We start from the raw sequence: 15,529 nt of genomic DNA, 5'->3' as shown, positions 1-15,529 counted from the left end.
GGAGTCCATGATGGCCCGATGCGAGGTTCCACTGAGGAGGGTGAGATGACCGCTGGTCCGGCATCCGCCGAGGCAGCAGGCGTACAGGAGGGTGTGCACCATTCCTCCGGGGGGCGACCCCCGGTACCGACCGGAGTGATCCGCTACTGGGCGGCGGCCAAGGCCGAGGCGGGCACGGGCGAGGAGCCCTACCGCGCGGCGACGCTCGCCGAGGCGCTGGAGGCCGCGCGTGCGCTGCACGCCGACCGGCCGCGGTTCGCACAGGTCCTCGGCCTGTGCTCGTTCCTGGTGGACGGCGACCCGGTCGGCAGCCGCGACCACGCCGACGTCGAGCTGGCGCAGGGCGGCACCGTCGAGGTCCTGCCGCCGTTCGCGGGAGGGTGACGCAGAGCATGTCCGGATATTCGGGTTCCCCCATCTTCCCCGCCGAGGGCCGTCAGCCGTCCGAGTGGAACGAGGCCGAGCAGACCTCGCTGCTGCCGCCCTATCCGCAGGGTCCGCCGGACGCCGCCGCGGCGCCTCCGCCGACCTCGCGCTTCGGCCAGATCCACGAGCGCTACGCGACCACCGAGGTGCCGCTGCCGCAGGAGCTGATCCAGCCTCAGTTCCCGTCCCAGGAACAGGGCCAGGGACAGGGGCAGGGACAGACCGGTCCTGGCTGGCCGTCCGAGTGGGAGCGCGGGGCGGCCCCGGCCGCCGCGCCGGCGCCGCCGACCGGCTGGCAGCCCCAGCAGCAGCCGGGCGCCCAGCAGTGGCAGCAGCAGCCGGGCGTCCCGCCGCAGGCCCAGTCCTGGCCGGCCCCGGACGCCGAGGCCACCGCCTTCCTCCCGCCGGTTCCGCCGCAGCCCGGCGCCCCCGGCTGGCAGCAGCCGGCTCAGGGCGCCGACGCCTTCCTCCCGCCGCAGGCCCAACCCGGTGCCCAGCAGTGGCAACAGCCCGGCGTCCCGCCGCAGGCCCAGCCCTGGGGCACCCCGGACGCCGAGGCCACTGCCTTCCTCCCGCCGGTTCCGCCGCAGCCACAGCCCGGCGCCCCCGGCTGGCAGCAGCCGGCTTCGGGTGGCGACGCCGAGGCCACCGCGTTCCTCCCGCCGGTTCCGCCGCAGCCGCAGCCGGGCACCCCCGGCTGGCAGCAGTTGGGCACCCCGGGCGGCGACGCGGAGGCCACCGCCTACCTGCCGCCGGTGCCGCCGGCCGGCGCGGCCGCCCCGCCGTACCCGGTCCAGGCGGCCCGGGGGGCGGAGGCCCCCGCGCCCGAGTACTTCGACGCCCTGGGCTCCCAGCCGCAGTCCCAGCCGCTCGCCTACGGGGCACCGACCTCGCTCCGGGAGACCTTCGCCGCCGCGCAGCCCACCGGACCGGCCGGGGAGTTCGCCCCGCCGCCACCGCAACCGCTGGAGGCGCAGCCGGGCGGCTCGCTGCGCGAGGCCTTCGCGGCGGCGCAGCCCACCGGTCCGACCGCCCCGGAGGCCGCGGCCCACCCCCAGGGCCCGGCCGCACCGGCCGTTCCCGCCCAGGCCGCCCGCAAGGGCTCGCCGATCGTCGACCCGGGCATCCAGCCCGCCGCCGCGACCGCGGCGATCGCGGTGCTGCTGACCCTGGCCGCGCTGCTCGGCCGTCCCGCCCTGGTCGTCCCGACGCTGCTGCTGCAGGCGGTGACCTCCGCCGGATGGTTCCGACTGAACGGCATGTGGCCCGCCCGGCAGGGCATCGCCCTGGCCGCGCTCGGCGGCGTCACCGCGGACGCGGCGATGCTCGCCGCCTCCGGCGGCACCGCGCCGGCCGTGCTGGCGGGCACCCTCGGCGGGTTCTTCCTGCTGGTGCTGATCCTGCAGATCTTCCGGCCCAGCAACCCCGACGAGCGCTTCTACGCCCTGACGGTGAGCGCCTCGGCGACGGTGATGACCGTCCTCGCGGGCTGCTTCCTGGCCGCCGGGTCGGTCACCCACCACGGCTGGTCGACCGGCGCCGCGGTCACCGCGGGCGCCCTGTCCGCGGCCGTCGCCACCGCGGTCTCCGCACTGCCGATGCTCCCGGCCAAGGCCGGCTTCGGCGCCGGTGCGGCGGCCGGCCTGCTGGTCGGGGCCCTGCTGGGGGCCGCGACCGGACTCGGCGCGGGCGGGGGCCTGCTGCTCGGCCTGGCCGCGGGCGCCTGCGCCCTGGTCGGGCGCCGGGTCGCCGGGTACGACTTCCCGTCCCGCTTCGTCCATCTGACGGCGGGTGTCGCGGTGCCGCTGGCCTGCGCGGCACCGGCGGTCTTCCTGGTGGGTCACCTGCTCGCGGGGTAGACGTGGCAGCAGTACCCCGGGCGGTCCGCGGAACCGCGGACCGCCCGGCCGCTGTCTTCTCCGGCACGTCCGTCCAAGGAGGACTCCATGCGCGCCGCGCGCCGACTGCTGATCGTCCTGATCGTCCTCGCCGCCCTGTTCGTCGCGGCCGACAGGATCACCCTGCACTTCGCCGAGAGCGAGGCCGCGAGCAAGATCCAGTCCGAGCGGAACCTCTCGCAGAAACCGAGCGTCAGCATCGGGGGCTTCCCCTTCCTGACCCAGCTCGCCTCGAAGAAGTTCGACGAGGTGAAGATGAGCGCCTCCGACCTGACCGTGAACGACGGCAAGGGCGGGCCCAACATCCAGCTGCAGAACTTCCGCATCGACGCCAAGAACGTGAAGGTCACCGGCAACTACAGCGGGATCGTCGCCGGCAGCGGCACCGGGACCGCCCGGATCTCCTACGGGGACCTCTCCGCCGCGCTGCCGAACCAGGTCACCGTCGCCTACGGCGGCACCCCGGGCAAGGTGAAGGTCTCCGGCAAGGTCGACCTGCCGGTGCTGGGGTCGCAGCAGGTCTCCGGCACCGCCGACATCAGCGTGGTGGACGGCAACGGCATCAGCCTGACCAACCTCAGCGGGATCACCGGGGTCGACCCGACCGTGGCGAGCCTGGTCGCGTCCTTCCTCCAGCCCAAGCTGCAGCTCGCCGGTCTGCCCAGCGGCCTCAGGCTGGACTCGGTGCAGCCGGGCCCGGACGGCATCGACATCAGGGTCTCCGGCACCAACGTCTCGCTCAGCAACTAACGGGTGTCCCGATCCGCGAGACGGGGTGTCCACCGCCGTCTCGCGGATCGGTGGAACACCCCTCCCCGGTCCCCCCGCGCCCCCGTCCGCACCCGGCCGGATCCGCGGCTGCTGCCGTTGATATCAACATACGGACCGTTTCATCTCAGAGTTCAAGACACCGATGACAGCACGCGCTCCGTTCCCTAGCATCGGAGCCATGAAGCGACAGGCGGATCTCACGAAGCGGCGGGCGGTAGACCTGTGCCGCGTGGCTGCCTGCCTCTGTCGAATGCGCTGACAGGGCGTCGCTCCGTCCGTTTCCAGGACGGTTCCGCCCGCAGGCCGCGGGCTCGCTGAGCCCGCAACACCGCGTACATCTCGCAGACCACCGCCGCGCTGTCCCACGATCCGGACTCCCCTCCGGACGCACGTCCGCGCGGCGCCGCTCTTCCGCAACTGCCCCGGATGGAGAATCCCCATGAGCCGCAGTGACGTCCTGGTAAGCGCCGACTGGGTCCAGGACCACCTGGACGACCCGAAGGTCGTCGTCGTCGAGGTTGACGAGGACACCGCCGCGTACGACAAGAACCACATCCGCAACGCCGTCCGGATCGACTGGAAGAAGGACCTCCAGGACCCGGTCCGCCGCGACTTCGTGGACCAGGCCGGCTTCGAGGCGCTGCTGTCCGCCAAGGGCATCGCCAACGACGACACCGTCGTCCTCTACGGCGGCAACAACAACTGGTTCGCCTCCTACGCCTTCTGGTACTTCAAGCTGTACGGCCACGGCGACGTCCGCCTGCTGGACGGCGGCCGCAAGAAGTGGGAGCTCGACTCCCGCGACCTGGTCGACGGCTCGGCTGTCCCCGAGCGCGCCGCCACCGAGTACAAGGCGCAGGCCCAGGACACCTCGATCCGCGCCTTCCGTGACGACGTGGTCGCCGCGATCGGTGCCAAGAACCTGGTCGACGTCCGCTCGCCCGACGAGTTCTCCGGCCGTCTGCTCGCCCCCGCGCACCTCCCGCAGGAGCAGTCGCAGCGCCCCGGCCACGTCCCGAGCGCCCGCAACATCCCGTGGTCCAAGAACGCCAACGACGACGGCACCTTCAAGTCGGACGAGGAGCTGAAGGCCCTCTACGAGGAGGAGAACGTCGACCTCTCGAAGGACACCATCGCGTACTGCCGCATCGGCGAGCGCTCCGCGCTCACCTGGTTCGTGCTGCACCAGCTGCTCGGCCAGACCAACGTCAAGAACTACGACGGTTCCTGGACCGAGTACGGCAGCCTCGTCGGCGTTCCGATCGAGCTCGGCTCCAACTGACCCCCTGAAGGAGAACACCATGTGTGGAGCGAAGGCCGGCGGCCCCGATCTGGCAGGAGTTGACGTGGCGAGCGAGACCATCATCCAGGGTTCGGTGACCCGGGACGGCGAGCCGGTCAACGGCTATGTCCGTCTGCTCGACGAGGGCGGCGAGTTCACCGCCGAGGTGCCGACCTCCGCGACCGGACAGTTCCGCTTCTTCGCGGCCCCCGGCACCTGGACGCTCCGCGCCCTGGTGCCCGGTGCGACCGTCGACCGCGTGGTCGCGGCCCAGCAGGGCGCGGTGGCCGAGGTCGCCATCGCCGTCTGACCGGCACCAGCAACAAGGCCCCGCCCGGGAAACCTGGCGGGGCTTCGTTGTGCAGCGTCGGCGGGCGCGTCTTTTGCTTTTAGGGGCGCGAGGAACTGCGCGCTCAGCCAAAATCGACCGTCAGTAAACCAGTGCCTGCACCCCGTCCCCCATAACCTCGCTCACAAAAACCTGCGCGCCGGCAATCCGAACCCCCTTCAAAACGTCGGCGGCAACGATCCCCCGCCGCGCCGCACACTGCGTACACAACGTCACCCGCCCCGCACCCAGCACCGCGTCCAGCAGCTCCGGCAGCGGCGCCGCCTCAGGGAGCTCGAACTCCGCTGCCCGCCCCGGCAGGGCGAACCACGCGGACTCGCCGGTGAGCCACAGCGACACCTCCACCCCGCTGGCGACGGCGACCGCCGCCACCGTGAACGCCTGCGAGCACCGCTCCGGCGCGTCCGCTCCCGCGGTGACCTTGATGACCAGCTTCTTCGACATACCGCCACCCTAGAAGCCCGACGTGGCGGGGCTCACCGCGAGTGCCCGCCCTCCGGCGACTAGAATCGGCGGAAGACCCTTTCCCTCCCCCGAGGAGCACGCGCGTGTCCAGCCTTGAGTACTTCTTCGACGGCCTGCTGATCGTCATCGCACTCGCCGTCGTCTGGTTCGCCGTGTTCTCGGTGAAGAAGCTCTACCAGGGCCAGCGCTGACATGGTCGCCAAGATCGAGGTCCCGTCCGGCCTGCACAAGGACGTCGTCTCGTTGGCCTTCCTGCTCGGCACCTGGGAAGGGGCCGGCGTCCACGACTTCCCCGGCGCGGAGAAGTGCAACTTCGGCCAGGAGATCGTGTTCCGCCACGACGGCCGGGCGTTCCTGGAGTACCGCTCCCGCAGCTGGGTGCTGGACGCCGAGGGCAACAAGGTGCGTCCGCTGGAGAGCGAGACCGGTTTCTGGCGGGTCACCAGCAACCAGCACGGCACCAGCGGCGCCCGCGAGGTGCAGTTCTCCTCGGTCCGCGACGACGGCACCGTGGAGATCTGGTACGGCGAGCTGGCCGACGGCAAGCCGCAGATCGAGCTGGCCACCGACGCGGTCGCCCGGATCGAGGGCGCGGCTCCGTACAGCGGCGGCAAGCGCCTGTACGGGCTGGTCAACGGCGAGCTGATGTGGGTGGGTGAGAAGTCCGCCCCCGAGGTGCCGCTGCGCCCCTACATGTCGGGCCAGCTCAAGAAGGTGCTGAACCCGGCGCAGCTGGTCCAGGACGTCTCCGACCTCCCGGACGACGGCATCGCCTTCTTCCGCTGAACAACACAGCAGGGCCGCCCGCTCCCGCACCCCCATAGACTCGGGGTGCGGGCTTTTTGGGGCGCGCAGTCCGGCGTGCAGAGGGGCGACGTGGTGAGCGGCATCGACTGGCAGACGGATCTGAGAGCGCGTGGGTACCGGCTCACCCCGCAGCGCCAGCTGGTGCTGCAGGCCGTGGACAGCCTGGGCCACGCCACGCCCGACGACGTCCTCACCGAGGTCCGCCGCACCGCCACCGGCGTCAACATCTCCACGGTCTACCGCACGCTGGACCTGCTGGAGGAGCTCGGACTGGTCTCGCACGCCCACCTGGGCCACGGCGCGCCCACCTATCACCTGGCCGACCGGCACCAGCACATGCACCTGGTCTGCCGGGACTGCGAGAAGGTCACCGAGACCGATGTCTCGCTCGCGGCGCCGCTGGTGGAATCACTGAGGGCCAGCCATGGTTTCGCGACTGACGTGAAGCACTTCGCCATCTTCGGCCGTTGTGCCGACTGCTGCCGCAAGACCGGCCCGACCGAGGACGCTGACCAGTGACGACCACGCAGACCACCCCCGCCAGCCCGCTGCTGACCTCCGTCCGCGGCGCCGTCGCCGCCGACGGCGTGGACGCTCCGGTCGCCGCGCACTACGGCGAACTCTCCCGCGAGCAGCGCGAACTGGTCGCCGGGAGGGGCTTCGTCGACCTGTCGCACCGCGGTGTGGTCACCGTCAGCGGCCCGGACCGGCTGAGCTGGCTGCACCTGCTGCTGACCCAGCACGTCAGCGAGCTGCCGCCGCAGCAGGCGACCGAGGCGCTGATCCTCTCCCCGCACGGCCACATCGAGCACGCCCTCTACCTGGTCGACGACGGCGCCACCACCTGGATGCACGTCGAGCCGGGGACCCAGGGCGAGCTGGTGGCCTACCTGGAGAAGATGAAGTTCTTCAACCAGGTCGAGATCGCCGACGCCACCGCCGACTACGCGGTGGTCTTCCTCCCGGCCGGCTCCACGGCCTCGGCCGAGGGCGCCGCCGCCGTCCGCGAGCTTCCCTACGGCCGCGACCTGTTCCTGCCGCGCGCCGGGCTTGCCGAGCTGACGGCGGGCTTCGGCGCTCCGTCCGGGCTGTGGGCCTACGAGGCGCTGCGGATCGAGGCGCACCGGCCGCGGCTGGGCTTCGAGACCGACCACCGCACCATCCCGCACGAGCTGGGCTGGCTGGAGACCGCGGTCCACCTGCAGAAGGGCTGCTACCGGGGCCAGGAGACGGTGGCCCGGGTGCACAACCTGGGCCGGCCGCCGCGCCGCCTGGTCTTCCTGCACCTGGACGGCAGCATGGAGGTGCTGCCGCCGCACGGCACAGAGGTCCGCCTCGCCGCGGACGGCGCCGATGGCCGTTCGGTCGGCTTCGTCACCTCCTCGGCCCGGCACCACGAGCTGGGCCCGGTGGCGCTGGCGCTGGTGAAGCGGAACACCGCGCCGGACGCCCCGCTGCTGGCCGGCACCGTGCCGGCGGCACAGGAGACCGTGGTCCCGCAGTAGCTCGGCCTCCGACGGCGGCTCAGAACTCCAGCAGCACCGTGAACGGGCCGTCGTTCACCAGCGAGACCTTCATGTCCGCGCCGAAGCGGCCGGTCTCCACGGTCGCGCCCAGCGCCCGCAACTGCGCGACGACCTCGTCCACCAGCGGCTCGGCGACCGGCCCCGGCGCGGCGGCGTTCCAGGTGGGGCGGCGGCCCTTGCGGGCGTCGCCGTAGAGGGTGAACTGACTGATCACCAGCAGCGGTGCGTCCAGGTCGGAGCAGGACTTCTCGCCCTCCAACACCCGAAGGGACCAGAGCTTGCGGGCGAGCAGCGCCGCCTGCTCTGCGGTGTCCTCATGGGTGACCCCGACCAGGACGCAGAGCCCCGGGCCGAGGATGGAGCCCACCACCTCCCCCTCGACGGTCACCTTCGCTTCGGTCACGACCTGAGCCACAGCACGCATGGCCCCATTCTGGTGCAGTCCCCGGCTGCTCCGACCAGGGGGCTTGCACGGATCGTCCGCACGCCCCCTCGCCGACCGCCCGCAGGGCGTTGCGCAGGGAATATGCACCGGTCGTATGAGCCACCCGAATTCGCCAGGGGGTCCGTTGCGGCCGATTGGGTGCAGCTCGCCTGCGCTGGGCAGGTAGGGAGTGGGAGCATGCGAACTGAACGTACGGGCTGATGGTGCGGCGGCTGAGTGTGCGACGACTGAGTGTGCGGCGCGGGACGGACGATTTCGGGATGGCGAGTGTGGTGGGCGACAGGTACGACACGGGGACGGATCGCATCCCGGCGCGGGGGCGGGGGACCGCCGTACCCGGGGCACCGGCCGTACCCGTGGGAGCGGACGCGCTCGGCCGCCTCGGCATCGAGGAACTGCGGACGCTGCGGCGCCAGGCCCAGGAGGACGAGGCCGACCTCTCCTACCTCCGCCGGCTGCTGCACGGCCGAGTGGACATCCTGCGCGCCGAGCTCACCCGCCGCAGCGGGCGGACCGCGGCCGCGAACACCCTTCTGGAGCAACTGGCCGCGATCCTCACCGACGTGCCCTCCCAGGTCCGCAACTCGGCCCGGCACCTCACCCTGAACACCCCGCGCAGCGAGGAGTTCCAGGCCCTCGCCGACGAACTGATGGACGACGTGGCCCTCGCCGACCTGGAGTCCCAGTCGGACGTGGCGCTCCAGGCGGCCTGCATCAGGCTCACCGCCCATGAGCGGATGCTCTCGGGGCGCAGGCAGGGGCTGCAGCGGACGGTGGACGGTTGCAGCGCGGAGATCACCCGCAGGTACCGTGAGGGGGAAGCGCGCGTCGACGATCTGCTCTCCGGAGGCTGAACCACCATGAACACCCAGGCCACCCCGGTCGTACCGCAGCCCCCCGTCCCCGACTCGGCGGTGCTCGCCGAGGTGGTCCGCTCGGGATTCATCGAGGGCCGGCACCGCGGCTCCCTGGTGGTCCTGGCCGCCGACGGCTCGGTCGACTTCGTCCTGGGCGTTCCGGAGCTGCCGGTCTTCCCGCGCTCCAGCAACAAGCCGATGCAGGCGGCGGCGATCCTGCACACCGGACTCCACCTCGACGGTGAACTGCTGGCCCTGGCGGCGGCCAGCCACTCCGCAGAAACGTTTCACCTGGACGGTGTCCGCAAGATCCTGGCCGGGGCCGGGCTGACCGAGCAGGCACTGCAGACCCCGCCCTCGCTGCCGCTGGACCCGGTCGAGTCGGAGGCCTGGATCCGCTGCGGCGGCCACCCCGAGCCGATCCTGATGGACTGCTCGGGCAAGCACGCCGCGATGCTGGCGACCTGCGTGGCCAACGGCTGGGACACCGGCTCCTACCTGGAGCTGGAGCACCCGGTGCAGCAGCAGGCGCTGGCCACGGTGCAGCAGCTGAGCGGTGAGCAGGTCTCCGCGATAGGCACCGACGGCTGCGGTGCGCCGCTGATGGCGGTCAGCCTCACCGGTCTGGCCCGCGCGTTCCGGGCCATCGCCCTGGCCGACCCGGGCACCCCCGAGCGGCGGGTCGCCGACGCGATGCGGGCCCACCCGGAGTACGTGGCGGGCACCCGCCGGATCGACACCTGGCTGATGCGCGGGATCCCCGGGGCGGTGGCCAAGATGGGCGCCGAGGCGGTCCAGGCGGTGGCCCTGGACGACGGCCGCGCATTGGCCTTCAAGATCGAGGACGGCGGCTACCGGGCCGTCGGACCGGTCCTGGCCGCGGCGCTCCGCCGGATGGGCGTCACCGCCGCCGGCGACGCCCTCGGCCGCATCGCCTCCGCCCCGCTCTACGGCGGCGGCCACCCGGTCGGCGAGGTGCGCGCGGCGTTCTGAGGGTTCTTCGGCTGCGGGAGGTGCCTGGTTGATCGCGCAGTTCCCCGCGCCCCTGACGATTGCAACTGGCTCAGTTGCAGCACCTCAGGGGCGCGGGGAACTGCGCGACAAGCCATGCACATCTCGCACCCGAAAGCCCGTCAGGCCCCGTCGCCGCCGGTCAGCCGGGTGAACGCCTCCAGATTGCGGGTGGACTCCCCCCGCTTCGTGCGCCACTCCCACTCGCGCCGGATCGCCGTGGCGAACCCCAGCTCCAGCAGGGTGTTGAAGGGCTCGTCCGCGCTGCTCAGCACCGCGCCCAGGAGCCGGTCCACCTCCTCCGGCGTCACCGCCGCCAGCGGCAGCCGGCCGGCCAGGTAGACGTCGCCGAGTCGGTCGATCGCGTAGGCGATCCCGTACAGCCGGGTGTTGCGCTCCAGCAGCCAGCGGTAGAACGCCTCGTGGTTCTCGTCGGGGTGGCGGACCACGAAGGCGTTGATGCTGAGGGTGTGCTCGCCGACCCGCAGCGAGCAGGTGGTGGAGAGCTTGCGGGTGCCCGGCAGGGTCGCCACGCAGGTGTACGGATCGCCGGAGGGCTGTTCCCAGGCCACCCCGGCGTCGTCCAGTGCCGACCGCAGTACCGACAGTGCCCGCGCGCGGGCACTGTCCTCGTCCTCGACGTCCATGCCCTGACGTTACCGCGCGGTACCCAGCGCCTCGCGGTACACCTCGATGGTCTCCGCCGCCGCGCCGGTCCAGCCGAAGTTGCCGGCGTGGCAGGCCGCGGCCGCGCCCATCCGCAGGCCCAGGTCCGGGGCGTCGACCAGATGGTGCAGCGTGTGGGCCCATTCGCGGGGGTCGTGCCCCTGCACCAGGAAGCCGGTCTCGCCGTCGCGGACGGCCACCGGCAGGCCGCCGACCGAGGCGGCGACCACGGGAGTGCCGCAGGCCTGGGCCTCCAGGGCGACCAGTCCGAAGGACTCGCTGTAGGAGGGCATCACCAGGGCGCTGGCGGCGCGGTACCAGTCGGCGAGCTCGGACTGGCAGACCGGGGGGTGGAACCGGACCACATCGGATATGCCCAGCTGGGCGGCTAGCTTGTGCAGGCTCTCGGGACGGGCCAGCCCGCTGCCGCTGGGTCCGCCGACGACCGGGACCACCAGCCGGTCACGCAGTGAGGGATCCCGCTCCAGCAGTTCGGCGACCGCCCTCAGCAGCACGTCGGGGGCCTTGAGCGGCTGTATCCGACCGGCGAAGAGCAGCACCGTCGCGTCCACCGGCAGGCCCAGCCGGGCCCGGATCTCCGCGCGGGCGGCCGTCATCGCGCGGGGCCCGCTATGGTCCACCGCGTCGCCGACCGTGCCGACCGGTGTGGCCGTGGCCGGCCGGAAGACCTCCAGGTTCACCCCGGGGTGCACCACGGAGAGCTGGTCGGCCCGGGCACCGTAGTGCTCGGCCAGCTCGTGCGCCTCCTCGGTGGTGTTGGCGATGAGGCGGTCGGCGGCCTCCACGACCTGGCTCTCGCCGATGATCCTGGCGGTGGGCTCGGGGGTGTCGCCGACGGCGAGAGCGGCGTTCTTGACCTTGGCCATGGTGTGCATGGTGTGCACCAGCGGCACGCCCCAGCGCTCCGCCGCCAGCCAGCCGACCTGGCCGGAGAGCCAGTAGTGGGAGTGCACCAGGTCGTAGTAGCCGGGCCGGAAGCCCGCCTCGGCGCGGAGCACGCCGTGGGTGAAGGCGCAGAGCTGCGCGGGCAGGTCCTCCTTCAGCAGCCCCTCGAAGGGGCCCGCGGTGACGTGCCGGACCAGCACGCCCGGGGCCAGCTCCACGGTGGGCGGCAGGTCGGACGCGGTGGCCCGGGTGAAGATCTCCACCTCGACGCCCAGGGCGGCCAGCCGCTTGGAGAGCTCGACGATGTAGACGTTCATACCCCCCGCGTCACCCGTTCCCGGCTGGTGCAGCGGGGAGGTGTGCACGCTCAGCATTGCCACGCGGGCAGGGCGCAGGGTCACCGCTCGTCCTTTCGCTCCGGCTCCGGCCGCACCGCGACCCGTCAACAGTGGGGGAACAGAATCCCGCGCCCGGTGATTCCCCCTTTTCCGGGGCCATCTGCCCTGAACAGCCGTGGTATCGCCGGAGCGGGGCCGCGTAGGCTGCCTGACATGCGTGTACGTACAGCGGGCGGCCGGGCCGCGCGTCCGGTGGGGGCGGTGACACGAGGTACCACCAATCCCAATCGGCTGCGTCGTATGGACCGCTGGATCGTGGCGGAACTCACCCCGGCGCTCCGGGCCGCGGACCCGCCCCCGGTCGCGGTCGACCTCGGCTACGGCGCGGCTCCGTGGACAGCCGTGGAACTGCGCAGCCGCCTGGCGGCGGTCCGGGCGGACGTGCGGGTGGTCGGCATCGAGATCGAACCGGAGCGGGTCGCCGTCGCCCAGCGCTATGCGAGGCCTCCGGAGCTGACCTTCCGGCGCGGCGGCTTCGAGGTCCCGCTGGACGGCCTGGACGGCCAGGAGGGTGCGGGCGGCCCGGGCCGGGCTCCGGGGGCCGGGGGCGCGCTGCTGATCCGGGCCGCGAACGTGCTGCGCCAGTACGAGGAGGCCCAGGTGGCGGAGGCTTGGGCGCTGCTCCGGGCCCGGCTGGCGCCGGGCGGACTGCTGGTCGAGGGCACCTGCGACGAGATCGGCCGCCGCCACGTCTGGGTGGCCCTGGACCGCGAGGGCCCCCGGACGCTGACCCTCGCGGCCCGCCTCGGCGGCCTGGAGCGCCCGTCCGACCTGGCCGAACGGCTGCCCAAGGCGCTGATCCACCGCAATGTCCCGGGCGAGCCGGTGCACGCCTTCCTCCGCGACCTGGACCGGGCCTGGGCCGCGGCGGCGCCGTACGCGGACTTCGGCGCCCGGCAGCGCTGGATCGCGACCGCCCGCACGGTGTCCGCCGACTGGCCGCTGGTCGGCGGCCGGCGCCGGTGGCGGCTGGGGGAGTTGACGGTCCGTTGGGACGCGGTCGCACCGGCTCCGGCCTGACCGTGCGGGCGGCGGCCGGTTCGATGACCATTCTGGGGGTGGTCCGGCCGGACTAGCAGGCGATACGAACCACTTTCACTCGAACGAGTTATCGAATACTTATGGCGTGTTGACGCCCCCTCAGTCCACCATGGACCCATGCCCCAAGCCCGGTCCCGTGCATCACAGGCCCAACTCCCGGCGCACGGACTCGAACACCTCGAACGCCTCGCCCCCGAACAGCACGAACCGCACCTCGACCACCTGACTCTCCGTCCCCAGTGCCACCTCCTGCACCGTCCGCAGCGCGATCCTCGCGGCATCGCGTACCGGCCAGCCGTAGATGCCGGTCGACACGGCCGGCACGGCCACCGTCCGTGCCCCCAACTCGTCCGCGACGCGCAGCGATTCGCGGTAGCAGGAGGCCAGCAGTTCGGCCCGGCCGGGTTCGCCCGCCGCATACCGGGGGCCGACCGTGTGGATCACCCAGCGCGCAGGCAGCCGCCCGGCCGTCGTCGCCACCGCCCTGCCGGTCGCCAGCCCCTTGCCGTAGTGCGAGGCCCGCAGCGCCCGACAGGCAGCCAGAATCTCAGGCCCGCCCTTCCGGTGAATGGCGCCGTCGACCCCACCGCCACCCAGCAGCGAGCTGTTGGCGGCGTTCACCACCGCGTCCACCGCCTGCTCGGTGATATCACCCTGAACCGACGTGATCTCCATCACGCACTCCCTTCGATCGGTCGCACGCTATCGCTCCAGTTCCGGTGCGGGCAGCGGGTTATTCGTCGCCCCGGGCGTCCCGTCGCAGGCCACGGGTACCGCAGGTCACTTCGGCAGCTGTGCGGCCCGGTGTGCGGAGGGCCTGTGGAGATCACGTTAGGGTCACGGGAACAGAGCAGGTTCGTGGTGTCTTATGGGCACTGCGTCCGCCGGTCAACCGTTGCACAGCCAGGGAGAGGGAGGTATCGCTGATGCCCGCGATCGAACGCGCGCACGACCCGCAGTCGAGCATGGCCAGTCCGCGGCCGATACCGCGCCCGCGCCCTGCCACGGTCTCCGCCGCGCCGGCCCCTCCCGCGGTCACCCCGGCCGGTGGCGCCCTCTCCGTGCTGCTCATCGACGACAGCCCGCAGGACGCCGAGGCGTTCCACAACCTGCTCGCCGAGGTCGGCCCGGAGGTGGAGCTGCGCTGGGCCCGAACCCTGGACGCCGGCACGGCCATGCTCAACGCCGACACCGCCTGCGTCCTGCTCGACCTGGAACTCCCGGACAGCGGCGGTCTGGACGGCCTGCGCCGACTGCTGCGCCGCGCGCCCCGCACCGCCGTGCTCGCCGTCACCAGCACCGCCGACGTGCACCTCGGCGCCGCCGCGGTCGCGGCCGGCGCCCAGGACTTCCTGGTCAAGCAGGAGATCGACGGCCGGCTGCTGACCCGCGCGGTCCGCTACGCCGTGGAACGCAAGCGGGCCGACGAGTCCCAGCGCAGGCTGGTCGAGGCCGAGCTGCGCGGACAGGAGAACGCCCGCCTGCAGCGGCACCTGCTGCCCACCCCGCTGCTGGAGGGCTCGGGCCTGGCCTTCCACGCCCGCTACCGCCCCGGCCGCCGCCGCGCGCTGCTCGGCGGCGACTTCTACGACGCCGTGCGCACCGCCGACGGCACCGTCCATGTCGTCATCGGCGACGTCTGCGGCCACGGTCCGGACGAGGCCGCGCTCGGCGTGGCGCTGCGGATCGCCTGGCGCACCCTGGTCTTCGCCGGGCTCCAGGGCGAGGCCCTGCTCGGCACGCTGCAGCGGGTGCTGGAGCACGAGCGCCGCAGCGAGGAGATCTTCGCGACCCTCTGCATGCTCGCCATCGAGCCCGAGAGCGAGTACGCCGAACTGCACCTCGCCGGCCACCCCGCGCCGCTGCTGCTGCGCGAGGACCGCGATCCCGAGCTGCTGCCCTACGACTTCGGCGGCCCGGCCCTGGGCCTGCTGCCGATGCTCGGCGACACCGGGGAGGAGCAGTGGCCGCCGCGCAAGGTCAGGCTGGGCGCGGAGTGGGGGCTGATGCTCTACACCGACGGCCTGATCGAGGGCCGGATAGGGGCGGGCACGCGCCGACTCGGCCAGGAGGGGCTGATCGCCATGATCGGCGACCATCAGGAGAGCGGTCTGCGCGACGAACTGCTGATCGACACGGCCATGTCCGAGGTCGAGGACCTCAACGGCGGCGCGCTCGCCGACGACGTCGCCGTGCTGCTGCTCACCCGCAGCGGCAGCGCGCCGGTCACCTACGTGTAAGTCCTACGCCCGGCCCCCGGCGCCGGCAGGGGACCGCGGGGGTCACCAGGGTCCGTACGGCCCCATGTTGCTCCGGTCGTCCTTCTTGCCGCCCAGGCGGCCCTTGCCGCGCCGCTGTGGCGAGATCGCCCGGATCCGGGGGCGCACGTCCACCATGTAGACGATCGCCGCCACCAGGCCGATCAGGCTCAGCATCTGACCCAGGCCGGGCACCGAGAAGATGCTCACCGCCACCGCCAGGCCCAGCACGATCAGCCAGAACGGCTTGGTCTGCTTGTCCACGGCCCGGTAGGCGTCCTCGCGCCGGAACGCGGCGTCGATGAAGACGAACACCTTGAACGCGAGCAGGGCGAGCATCAGCCACCCCAGCACATTGCTGAACCAGTCAACCAGGATGCCGCCAGCCAGCTGCTCGACCATCACATCTCCTTAGGCCCCGCA

The 15,529-nt window shown here is 72.6% G+C and carries 19 protein-coding genes; 13 read left to right on the top strand and 6 right to left on the bottom strand.

Annotated features, from left to right (window positions below):
• The first annotated feature begins 138 nt into the window (after nt 1–138).
• The 6 genes from IF29_RS0118150 (at nt 139) to IF29_RS0118130 (ending at nt 4,687) form a co-directional block, all read left to right on the top strand.
• Nucleotides 139–384, top strand: a complete 246-nt coding sequence (locus IF29_RS0118150; RefSeq protein ID WP_030255818.1) for a MoaD/ThiS family protein — start codon at nt 139–141, stop codon at nt 382–384.
• An 8-nt stretch (nt 385–392) separates the two neighbouring features.
• Nucleotides 393–2,285, top strand: a complete 1,893-nt coding sequence (locus tag IF29_RS43680) for a hypothetical protein (RefSeq protein ID WP_051725464.1) — start codon at nt 393–395, stop codon at nt 2,283–2,285.
• A gap of 87 nt (nt 2,286–2,372) precedes the next feature.
• The gene (locus IF29_RS0118140) at nt 2,373–3,074 is read left to right on the top strand and encodes an LmeA family phospholipid-binding protein (RefSeq protein WP_030255814.1); all 702 of its coding nucleotides are present in this window, start codon (nt 2,373–2,375) and stop codon (nt 3,072–3,074) included.
• Between the two features lie 163 nt (nt 3,075–3,237).
• Complete coding sequence (locus IF29_RS49010; RefSeq protein WP_380566943.1) at nt 3,238–3,354, top strand: Ms5788A family Cys-rich leader peptide; 117 nt, start codon at nt 3,238–3,240, stop codon at nt 3,352–3,354.
• 180 nt (nt 3,355–3,534) lie between these two features.
• The gene (locus IF29_RS0118135; RefSeq protein ID WP_030255812.1) at nt 3,535–4,377 is read left to right on the top strand and encodes a sulfurtransferase; all 843 of its coding nucleotides are present in this window, start codon (nt 3,535–3,537) and stop codon (nt 4,375–4,377) included.
• Nucleotides 4,378–4,396: 19 nt separating this feature from the next.
• Nucleotides 4,397–4,687 (top strand): DUF1416 domain-containing protein, encoded by a 291-nt coding sequence (locus tag IF29_RS0118130; RefSeq protein WP_030255809.1) that lies wholly within the window; start codon nt 4,397–4,399, stop codon nt 4,685–4,687.
• Between the two features lie 120 nt (nt 4,688–4,807).
• Here IF29_RS0118130 and IF29_RS0118125 read toward each other — a convergent pair whose 3' ends face one another.
• Complete coding sequence (locus IF29_RS0118125; protein WP_030255807.1) at nt 4,808–5,170, bottom strand: DsrE family protein; 363 nt, start codon at nt 5,168–5,170, stop codon at nt 4,808–4,810.
• A gap of 213 nt (nt 5,171–5,383) precedes the next feature.
• Between IF29_RS0118125 and IF29_RS0118115 the strand changes: the two genes are divergently transcribed.
• The 3 genes from IF29_RS0118115 (at nt 5,384) to ygfZ (ending at nt 7,503) form a co-directional block, all read left to right on the top strand.
• Nucleotides 5,384–5,977, top strand: coding sequence for a heme-binding beta-barrel domain-containing protein (locus tag IF29_RS0118115; RefSeq protein WP_030255805.1), 594 nt, complete (start codon nt 5,384–5,386; stop codon nt 5,975–5,977).
• Between the two features lie 93 nt (nt 5,978–6,070).
• The gene (locus tag IF29_RS0118110) at nt 6,071–6,517 is read left to right on the top strand and encodes a Fur family transcriptional regulator (RefSeq protein ID WP_030255803.1); all 447 of its coding nucleotides are present in this window, start codon (nt 6,071–6,073) and stop codon (nt 6,515–6,517) included.
• The gene (ygfZ, locus tag IF29_RS0118105) at nt 6,514–7,503 is read left to right on the top strand and encodes a CAF17-like 4Fe-4S cluster assembly/insertion protein YgfZ (protein ID WP_037595655.1); all 990 of its coding nucleotides are present in this window, start codon (nt 6,514–6,516) and stop codon (nt 7,501–7,503) included. Before IF29_RS0118110 ends, ygfZ begins: the two co-directional genes overlap by 4 nt.
• A 19-nt stretch (nt 7,504–7,522) precedes the next feature.
• Here the strand turns inward: ygfZ and dtd are convergent, their stop codons facing one another.
• Nucleotides 7,523–7,948, bottom strand: a complete 426-nt coding sequence (dtd, locus tag IF29_RS0118100; RefSeq protein ID WP_030255799.1) for a D-aminoacyl-tRNA deacylase — start codon at nt 7,946–7,948, stop codon at nt 7,523–7,525.
• Nucleotides 7,949–8,229: 281 nt separating this feature from the next.
• On the opposite strand from dtd, the gene IF29_RS0118095 reads away from it, so the two are divergent.
• A complete protein-coding gene (locus IF29_RS0118095) occupies nt 8,230–8,823 on the top strand; it encodes an RsiG family protein (protein WP_232242193.1) in 594 nt (197 codons plus the stop codon).
• Between the two features lie 6 nt (nt 8,824–8,829).
• Nucleotides 8,830–9,819: an asparaginase gene (locus tag IF29_RS0118090; protein WP_030255793.1), complete on the top strand. Its 990-nt coding sequence runs from the start codon at nt 8,830–8,832 to the stop codon at nt 9,817–9,819.
• Between the two features lie 140 nt (nt 9,820–9,959).
• On the opposite strand, the gene IF29_RS0118085 is transcribed toward IF29_RS0118090, so the two are convergent.
• Complete coding sequence (locus tag IF29_RS0118085) at nt 9,960–10,484, bottom strand: type III secretion system chaperone family protein (protein ID WP_051725463.1); 525 nt, start codon at nt 10,482–10,484, stop codon at nt 9,960–9,962.
• Between the two features lie 9 nt (nt 10,485–10,493).
• Complete coding sequence (locus tag IF29_RS0118080) at nt 10,494–11,783, bottom strand: glycosyltransferase (protein ID WP_084714478.1); 1,290 nt, start codon at nt 11,781–11,783, stop codon at nt 10,494–10,496.
• 177 nt (nt 11,784–11,960) lie between these two features.
• Between IF29_RS0118080 and IF29_RS0118075 the strand changes: the two genes are divergently transcribed.
• Nucleotides 11,961–12,827 (top strand): hypothetical protein, encoded by an 867-nt coding sequence (locus tag IF29_RS0118075; RefSeq protein WP_030255902.1) that lies wholly within the window; start codon nt 11,961–11,963, stop codon nt 12,825–12,827.
• A 162-nt stretch (nt 12,828–12,989) separates the two neighbouring features.
• Here IF29_RS0118075 and IF29_RS0118070 read toward each other — a convergent pair whose 3' ends face one another.
• A complete protein-coding gene (locus IF29_RS0118070) occupies nt 12,990–13,526 on the bottom strand; it encodes an O-acetyl-ADP-ribose deacetylase (protein ID WP_030255785.1) in 537 nt (178 codons plus the stop codon).
• 248 nt (nt 13,527–13,774) lie between these two features.
• Between IF29_RS0118070 and IF29_RS0118065 the strand changes: the two genes are divergently transcribed.
• Nucleotides 13,775–15,088: a PP2C family protein-serine/threonine phosphatase gene (locus tag IF29_RS0118065; RefSeq protein WP_084714475.1), complete on the top strand. Its 1,314-nt coding sequence runs from the start codon at nt 13,775–13,777 to the stop codon at nt 15,086–15,088.
• A 42-nt stretch (nt 15,089–15,130) separates the two neighbouring features.
• Here IF29_RS0118065 and IF29_RS0118060 read toward each other — a convergent pair whose 3' ends face one another.
• On the bottom strand, nt 15,131–15,484 hold the full coding sequence (locus IF29_RS0118060; protein WP_030255780.1) for a DUF2516 family protein: 354 nt from the start codon (nt 15,482–15,484) through the stop codon (nt 15,131–15,133).
• Nucleotides 15,485–15,529: the final 45 nt, after the last annotated feature.

The sequence above is a fragment of the Streptacidiphilus jeojiense genome (assembly GCF_000719095.1).
Taxonomy (GTDB): domain Bacteria; phylum Actinomycetota; class Actinomycetes; order Streptomycetales; family Streptomycetaceae; genus Streptacidiphilus; species Streptacidiphilus jeojiensis.
The sequence above is the reverse complement of the archived record's forward strand: the minus strand, read 5'-3'. Positions and strand labels throughout refer to the sequence as shown.

What these genes read in the sequence shown, in the direction of transcription:
- IF29_RS43680 (WP_051725464.1), top strand. Translation starts at nt 393, where the DNA reads ATGTCCGGATATTCGGGTTCCCCCATCTTCCCCGCCGAGGGCCGTCAG.
- IF29_RS0118140 (WP_030255814.1), top strand. Translation starts at nt 2,373, where the DNA reads ATGCGCGCCGCGCGCCGACTGCTGATCGTCCTGATCGTCCTCGCCGCC.
- IF29_RS49010 (WP_380566943.1), top strand. Translation starts at nt 3,238, where the DNA reads ATGACAGCACGCGCTCCGTTCCCTAGCATCGGAGCCATGAAGCGACAG.
- IF29_RS0118135 (WP_030255812.1), top strand. Translation starts at nt 3,535, where the DNA reads ATGAGCCGCAGTGACGTCCTGGTAAGCGCCGACTGGGTCCAGGACCAC.
- IF29_RS0118130 (WP_030255809.1), top strand. Translation starts at nt 4,397, where the DNA reads ATGTGTGGAGCGAAGGCCGGCGGCCCCGATCTGGCAGGAGTTGACGTG.
- IF29_RS0118125 (WP_030255807.1), bottom strand. Translation starts at nt 5,170, where the DNA reads ATGTCGAAGAAGCTGGTCATCAAGGTCACCGCGGGAGCGGACGCGCCG.
- IF29_RS0118115 (WP_030255805.1), top strand. Translation starts at nt 5,384, where the DNA reads ATGGTCGCCAAGATCGAGGTCCCGTCCGGCCTGCACAAGGACGTCGTC.
- dtd (WP_030255799.1), bottom strand. Translation starts at nt 7,948, where the DNA reads ATGCGTGCTGTGGCTCAGGTCGTGACCGAAGCGAAGGTGACCGTCGAG.
- IF29_RS0118095 (WP_232242193.1), top strand. Translation starts at nt 8,230, where the DNA reads ATGGCGAGTGTGGTGGGCGACAGGTACGACACGGGGACGGATCGCATC.
- IF29_RS0118090 (WP_030255793.1), top strand. Translation starts at nt 8,830, where the DNA reads ATGAACACCCAGGCCACCCCGGTCGTACCGCAGCCCCCCGTCCCCGAC.
- IF29_RS0118085 (WP_051725463.1), bottom strand. Translation starts at nt 10,484, where the DNA reads ATGGACGTCGAGGACGAGGACAGTGCCCGCGCGCGGGCACTGTCGGTA.
- IF29_RS0118080 (WP_084714478.1), bottom strand. Translation starts at nt 11,783, where the DNA reads ATGCTGAGCGTGCACACCTCCCCGCTGCACCAGCCGGGAACGGGTGAC.
- IF29_RS0118075 (WP_030255902.1), top strand. Translation starts at nt 11,961, where the DNA reads ATGCGTGTACGTACAGCGGGCGGCCGGGCCGCGCGTCCGGTGGGGGCG.
- IF29_RS0118065 (WP_084714475.1), top strand. Translation starts at nt 13,775, where the DNA reads ATGCCCGCGATCGAACGCGCGCACGACCCGCAGTCGAGCATGGCCAGT.